Below are 6732 nucleotides of genomic sequence, written 5' to 3'. Positions count from 1 at the left end.
CCGCGCGGGCGGGCGATGCCGGCAAAGGTTTTGCCGTGGTCGCGGTGGAAGTGCGACGCCTCGCGCAGAGCGCGGCCAGCGCCTCGGCGGACGTGAAGGCGCTGATCGAGCAATCGGCCAATGAGGTCAAGGGCGGCAGCCGGCTGGTGTCCAATGCCGCCGAGCAGCTTTCCGCCATGCTGGTGGCGGTGGACGAGAACGCGGCGCTGATGCAGTCCATCGCCCAGGCCAGCCGCACCCAGGCCGGCGCCATCGAGGAAGTGTCGGTGGCGGTACGCACCATGGACGAGATGACCCAGCACAATGCCGCGCTGGTGGAACAGACCAACGCCGCCATCGAGCAGACCGAGGGGCAGGCGAGCGAGCTCGACCGGGTGGTGGACATCTTCACGCTGGAGGACGGCGAGGACGGGGCGATGCGCCGCGCCCCGGCGCCGGCGCGGCCGGAGCCCGCGGCGCGCACCGACCGGGCCAGCCGGTTGCGCAGCGCTGCCAGATCCTATCTCAGCGACGGCAGCGCGGCGCTGGCCAGCGAGTGGTCGGAGTTTTAGTGCCGGCTCATCAGTAAAGCGAGCAATCGACAGGGGGCGCTTCGGCGCCCTTTGTTTTATTCTCCAGCCCTCATCATGGTTTACCTGAGTTTAATACGCATTTGTTCTGATGAGCCCCAGCGTCGGGCCGCCAGGAGGCAGCCCCTGGAGAGTCGGCACATGAAGCTCAGTGATCTATCCATCCGCATGAAGCTGGTCCTGGCGACCGGCGTCCTGACCGTCGGGGCCATCGGCGCCATCGTGGCGGGCGGCATATCGCTCACCTACCAGACGGCCGGCAACGAGGCAGAGGCCCGGGCAAGGGCCATGCTGGGCGAATACAGCCAGATGGCCAGCGGGCAGATGGGCAGCGTCATCGCCTCGACGCGCAGCATCGCCGCCGCCGTGGAAGGGCTGGTGGAAAAGCAGATGGTGGACCGCGACCAGCTCGGGCAATTGGTGATGTCGAGCATGAGCGCCCAGCCCTCGGTGATCGGCATGACGCTGGCCTTCAACAGCAATGGCTTTGACGGGCGCGACGCCGATTATATCGGCCACCCCTATTCGGACGAGGCGGGGCGCTTCGTGCCTTATTTCACCCATTCCAATGGCGGCATCGCAGTGGAGCCGCTGATCATGACGCCGGAAAACGGCACGGAAAGCTGGTATGATCTGCCGCTGCGGGAGAACCGCAACGTGCTGACCCCGCCCTTCTCCTATCCGGTCAACGGGGTGGATACCCTGCTCAGCACGGTGAGCGTGGTGGTGCACAAGGGCGGCAAGCCGGTGGGCATCGTCACCTCCGATCTGACGCTGGACACCATCGCCGGGGTGATCTCGCAATTGCGGCCCTTCGATGTGGGCTCGGTGATGCTGGTGAGCAGCGCCAATAGCTGGGTCGTCAACCCCGATGCCAGCCAGGTGGGACAGGTGCTGACGCCCGATATCGCGGCGGCGCTGCTCGATAGCGACCTGATGGAAAAGGGCATGACCTATGTCGACGAGACCGGCACCAGCCAGTTCGTGGTGACGGCCCCCCTGAGCTTCAGCGGGGTCGAGGACCAGTGGACCATGATCATGACGGTGCCGACCGCGGTGATCTATCAATCGGTGGACCAGATGCGCAATCTGGCGGTGCTGGCGACGCTGGTCATGCTGGCCGTGATCGGCGGGCTGGTGTGGCTGGGCGCGGGCTTCATCGTCAAGCCGATCCGGCGGATGACCGCCATCATGGGCGAACTGGCGCAGGGGCGCTACGATACCGAAGTGCCCTACCAGGCCGGCCGGGACGAAATCGGCGCCATGGCGCGGGCGGTGGAAGTGTTCCGCGAGAACGGGCTCAAGATCAGCCAGATGACCGAGGCGGAAGCGGCGCGCATCGTGGCCGAGGAAGACAACCGGCGCGCCATGATGGAGGAATTGCAGAACGCCTTCGGCGCGGCGGTGGACGCGGCCAATGCCGGCGATTTCACCCATCGGGTGACGGCCGAATTCGCCGATGCGACCCTTAACGGACTGGCGGGCAGCATCAACAGCCTGGTGGGCACGGTGGAGCGCGGGCTGGACGAGACCGGGCAGGTGCTGACCGCGCTGGCCAATACCGACCTCACCCGCCGCATGGAGGGGCATTACGAGGGGGCCTTCGCCATCCTCAAGGCCGACACCAATGCGGTGGCCGACCGGCTGACCGAGGTGGTGCAGCAGCTGCGCGGCACCTCGGGCACGCTCAAGACGGCGACCGGGGAAATCCTGTCGGGGGCGAACGATCTTTCCGAGCGCACCACCAAGCAGGCGGCCACCATCGAGGAAACCTCGGCGGCCATGGAGCAGCTCGCCTCGACGGTGATGCAGAATGCCGGGCGGGCCCGCGAAGCCAGCGTCAATGCCAATGAGGTGACGCGCACCGCCGAAGAGGGCGGGCAGGTGATGAACGAGGCCAATGCCGCCATGGAGGCCATCGAGGCCTCTTCGGCCAAGATCTCCAACATCATCGGCATGATCGACGACATCGCCTTCCAGACCAATCTGCTGGCGCTCAACGCCTCGGTGGAAGCCGCAAGGGCGGGCGAAGCGGGCAAGGGCTTTGCCGTGGTCGCGGTGGAAGTGCGGCGGCTGGCCCAGAGCGCGGCGGAAGCCTCCTCGGAGGTCAAGGCGCTGATCGAGCAATCGGCGGGCGAGGTGAAGCTGGGCTCGCGCCTGGTCTCGAATGCGGCGGAGCGGCTGGCGGCCATGCTGGATGCGGCGCGGACCAATAACGAGCTGATGGACGGCATCGCGCGGGAAAGCCGCGAGCAGGCCTCGGCCATCGAAGAGGTCAACACCGCCGTGCGCACCATGGACGAGATGACCCAGCACAATGCCGCGCTGGTGGAGGAGATCAACGCCGCCATCGAACAGACCGAGGCGCAGGCCAGCGCGCTCGACACCATCGTGGGCACCTTCCACACCGGGGACGAGGCCGCGCGTGCGGCGCCGGTCACGGGGGGGAGGCGCCCGGCGGCGACGCGCAAGGCGGCGCGGACCTATCTGAGTGAGGGCAATGCGGCGCTGGCCGCCGACTGGAACGAATTCTAAAACGCGTCGCGAACGTTCAGGGTCGCCCATTGCGCATCAGGACCTTTCCCGGAGCCAATGAAAACGCTCCAGGCCGGGCCGGAAGGGTTTCGTTAACCATAGGCTTTCTATCATCCGGCCGCGTCGGAATGCGGAAAGGGGCTGCGGGCGTGCCTTGCCTTTGGGCTGGCTGGCTTCCCCTGGATGGTTCGGATGACCGCACAGCTCAAACTGGCCTTCAAGCTGCCGGCAATGGGAATGATCCTGGCGCTGTTCACCGGCGCCGGGCTGGTTCTGGCCGCGACGCTGGTGGGCAACGGCCTGCTGGCCGATGCGGCCCAGGAGCGCCTGCATGCGGCCGCCGACAATGCGCGCAACGGGCTTGAGCGCTATTTCGAGGGGCTGGGCGACGACCTGACGCTGCTTGCCGGGCGGCGGGACATCGCCAGCGCCATCGGGCGGCTGGGCGGGGCTGTCGGAGCGCTGGAGGGCGATGCGGCCGAGCGATTGCAGGCCGCCTATATCGGGGCCAATCCAGCCGGCGCGGCGGGGGCGCTGCCGGGCTACGAGCGAGCCCATGGAGCAGTGCATGCCGATCTGGCGCGGATGCAGGCGCAGCGCGGGCTGGGCGATATCCTGCTGTTCGACGCTGCGGCGCGCAATGTCTATTCGGTGGCCAAAAGGGCCGATTTCGGCACCGGCCTCGCCGCCGGGCCCTGGGCGGAAACCGGCCTGGGCCGGGTGGTGCGGGCGGCGCTGGCGGCGGAGCCGGGTGCGGTGCTGTTCTCCGATTTCGCCCCCTATGGGCCGGGCAATGGCGCGGTGATGGGGTTCGTGGCCAGCCCCGTCCATGCGGGCGGGCGACTGGTCGGCGTCCTCGCCTTCCAGATTTGGCCCGAGCCGATCGAGACCATATTGCAGGCGGTCGCCGGGCTGGGCACAAGTGGGGCGCTCCATCTCGTGGGCGCAGACGGGCTGGCGCGCAATGATGCGGGGGGCGACGGCGTACCGCTGGCGCTCAAGCGAGCCAGCCACGCCATGGCCTCGGCGTCTCTGGATTTTGGCGGCCTGGGCTGGACGGTGGTGGCGCTGGAACGGGCGGCCGACATGGCTGCGCCGGCCGGCTGGCTGCGCATGGCGCTTCTGGGCACCGGCTTCGGGCTCTTGGCGGTGGCGGCGATCATCAGCCTGATGTTCGCCCGCAGCGTCATGCGGCCGATCGGCCGGCTGCAACAGGCGCTGGCCGCCATCGCGGCGGGGCGGCTGGACACCGCCGTGCCGGGGCTCGAACGGGCCGACGAGCTGGGCTACATGGCCGAGGCGGTGGAGGGGCTGCGCGTCAATGCGCGGCAGATGACCGACCTCGTGGCCGCCGAGCGCGACATGAGCGATGAGCGCGAGGCGCAGGCGCGCATGGTTCGGGCGCTGCATGCCGATATCGGCGCTGCGCTGGAGGCGGCGCTGGAGGGCGATTTCTCGCGGCGCGTCGGCACCCAGCTCGCCGATGCACAGATGCGGCAACTGGCCGGCGATCTCAACGATTTGCTGGATGGGATGGCGTGCGGGCTTGCCGACACCGGCACGCTGCTGGCGGGGCTGGCCGAGGGCGATTTCAGCCAGGACATGCAAGGGTATGATCGCGGCCCCTTCGCCCCGGTGCAGGCCGGGGCCAATCGCGCCACCGAGGCGCTGGGCACGCTGATGGCGCGGCTGGGCGCGGGAACGGGGGCATTGCGGGCGGCGGCGGAGACGGCGCGCCGGGACGCCGAAGGGCTGGCGGGAGAGGGCGCCAAGCAGATGCAGGCCGTGGATGCGGCGCTGACGGCGGTGACGGCGCTCGACGCCATGACGGCGACGTCGGCCGGCAGGGCGCGGGCCGCCGGTGAGCAGGCACGGGCGGTCGCGGCCGACATGGCGGAGGGCAGCGCGGTTCTGGAGCAAGCCGGGGCGGCGATGGCGCGGATCAGCCAGGCTTCGGCGCGGATTTCGGGCCTGACGAAGGCCATGGACGACATCGCCTCCCAGACCAATCTTTTGGCGCTCAATGCCTCGGTGGAGGCGGCGCGGGCGGGCGAGGCCGGCAAGGGCTTTGCCGTGGTGGCGACGGAAGTGCGGCGGCTGGCACAGGGCGCGGCGCGGGCGTCGGCCGATATCAAGGGGCAGGTCGAGGCCTGCCTGCGCGATGTGGCGGGCGGATCGCAACTGGTGGCCGACGCGGAAGCGCGGCTGGCGCTGATGGGTGAGGCCATCGGGGAAAATGCCGGTCGGCTCGACGCTCTCGCGCAGGATGGCGCGGCGCAGACCGGCGCGGTCGCGGCGGCCGGGGAGCGGGCGCGCCAGCTTGAGGCCATGCTGGGGCAAAACACCGCGCTGGCCGACCAGGCCCTTGAGCGCCTGCGGCAGATGGAGGCGCGGGCCGGGACCCTGGAAGGGGCAATCGGGCGGCTCGCGCCGGGAGCGCCAGGGCGCGCGCGGCGGGCCGGTTAACCGCCCATTCACCATGATTTGTCAGACTGGCGGCATTTGATCCAGGTCATTTTGCCTGCGCTGGCCGCAGTTTAGATAGTTGCATCTTTCCATCCGAGATTTTCCATGTCTTCCCCCGACACTGCCGCCGACAGCCTCCAGTCCCGTCTCGACTTCCTGGAGATCGACGCCGCCAGCCGGCAACGCGCCGGAGCGGTCCACGATCACGTGGAAAAGCACCTCTCGATGGCGCTGGACAAATTCTACGACAAGCTGGCGGCAACGCCCGAAGTCGCCCGGTTCTTCCAGGGCCGGCCGCATATGGACCGCACCAAGGACAAGCAGGTGGGCCATTGGCAGGCTATCGCCTCGGGAACGTTCGACGCGGACTATTTCCGCGCCAGCGCCCAGGTGGGGCTGCGCCATGCCCTGATCGGGCTCGAGCCGCGCTGGCATATCGGGGGCTATGGGCTGATCCTGGAAACGCTGATCACCGGGCTGATCGGGGAAATGATGCAGGAGACGCTGGCGCCGCGCCGGGGCCGTTTCGGGCGCGAGCGCGCGCCGAGCCGCGATGAAATCATGGCCGGCGCCACGGAGATGGCGCTGGTGGTGGCGGCGCTGGTCAAGGCTACCCTGCTCGACATCGATATCGGCGTGTCGGCCTATTTCGAAAAACTGATCGCCGACGCCCATGCCGCCGACGAGGCCGCCAAGGCCCAGATCCGCCGGGCGGTATCGTTGACCGGTGACGTGCTCAAGGACATGGCGGAGGGCGACCTCACCAGCCGCATCACCGCCGATTTCGAGCCGGAATTCGCTCAGATCAAGGACGACACCAATGCGGTGGCCGACCGGCTGGCCGGTATTGTGGGGCAATTGCGCCACACCTCGCGGGCGATCAAGGGCGCGACCGGGGAAATCCTGTCCGGCGCCAACGACCTTGCCGAGCGCACCACCCGCCAGGCCGCCACCATCGAGCAGACCTCTGCCTCGGTGGAGCAGCTTTCCCAGGCGGTGGTGGAGAACGCCCGGCGCACCGCCACGGCCAGCGACAAGGCGCAGCGCGTGGCCGAAAGCGCCACGCTGGGCGGGGACGTGATGAAAAAGGCCAATGCGGCCATGGGCGCCATCGAAGCCTCTTCGGCCAAGATCTCCAACATCATCGGCATGATCGACGACA

General features: G+C 68.7%; 4 protein-coding genes. All 4 read left to right on the top strand.

Annotation, left to right across the window (positions count from 1 at the left end):
- Positions 1-551: methyl-accepting chemotaxis protein (locus tag VDP82_RS12035; RefSeq protein WP_323015090.1), on the top strand; the 551-nt coding region annotated here is incomplete at its 5' end.
- 159 nt (positions 552-710) lie between these two features.
- Positions 711-3104, top strand: a complete 2394-nt coding sequence (locus VDP82_RS12030) for a methyl-accepting chemotaxis protein (protein ID WP_323015089.1) — start codon at positions 711-713, stop codon at positions 3102-3104.
- A gap of 192 nt (positions 3105-3296) precedes the next feature.
- Positions 3297-5570, top strand: a complete 2274-nt coding sequence (locus VDP82_RS12025) for a methyl-accepting chemotaxis protein (protein ID WP_323015088.1) — start codon at positions 3297-3299, stop codon at positions 5568-5570.
- 105 nt (positions 5571-5675) lie between these two features.
- Positions 5676-6732, top strand: a 1057-nt coding sequence (locus VDP82_RS12020; protein WP_323015087.1) for a protoglobin domain-containing protein, incomplete at its 3' end; no start/stop codon positions are given.

The organism is Devosia sp. (assembly GCF_034675085.1).
Lineage (GTDB): Bacteria > Pseudomonadota > Alphaproteobacteria > Rhizobiales > Devosiaceae > Devosia.
Note: the sequence above shows the minus strand (reverse complement) of the source record. Positions and strands in the feature narration are given on the sequence as shown.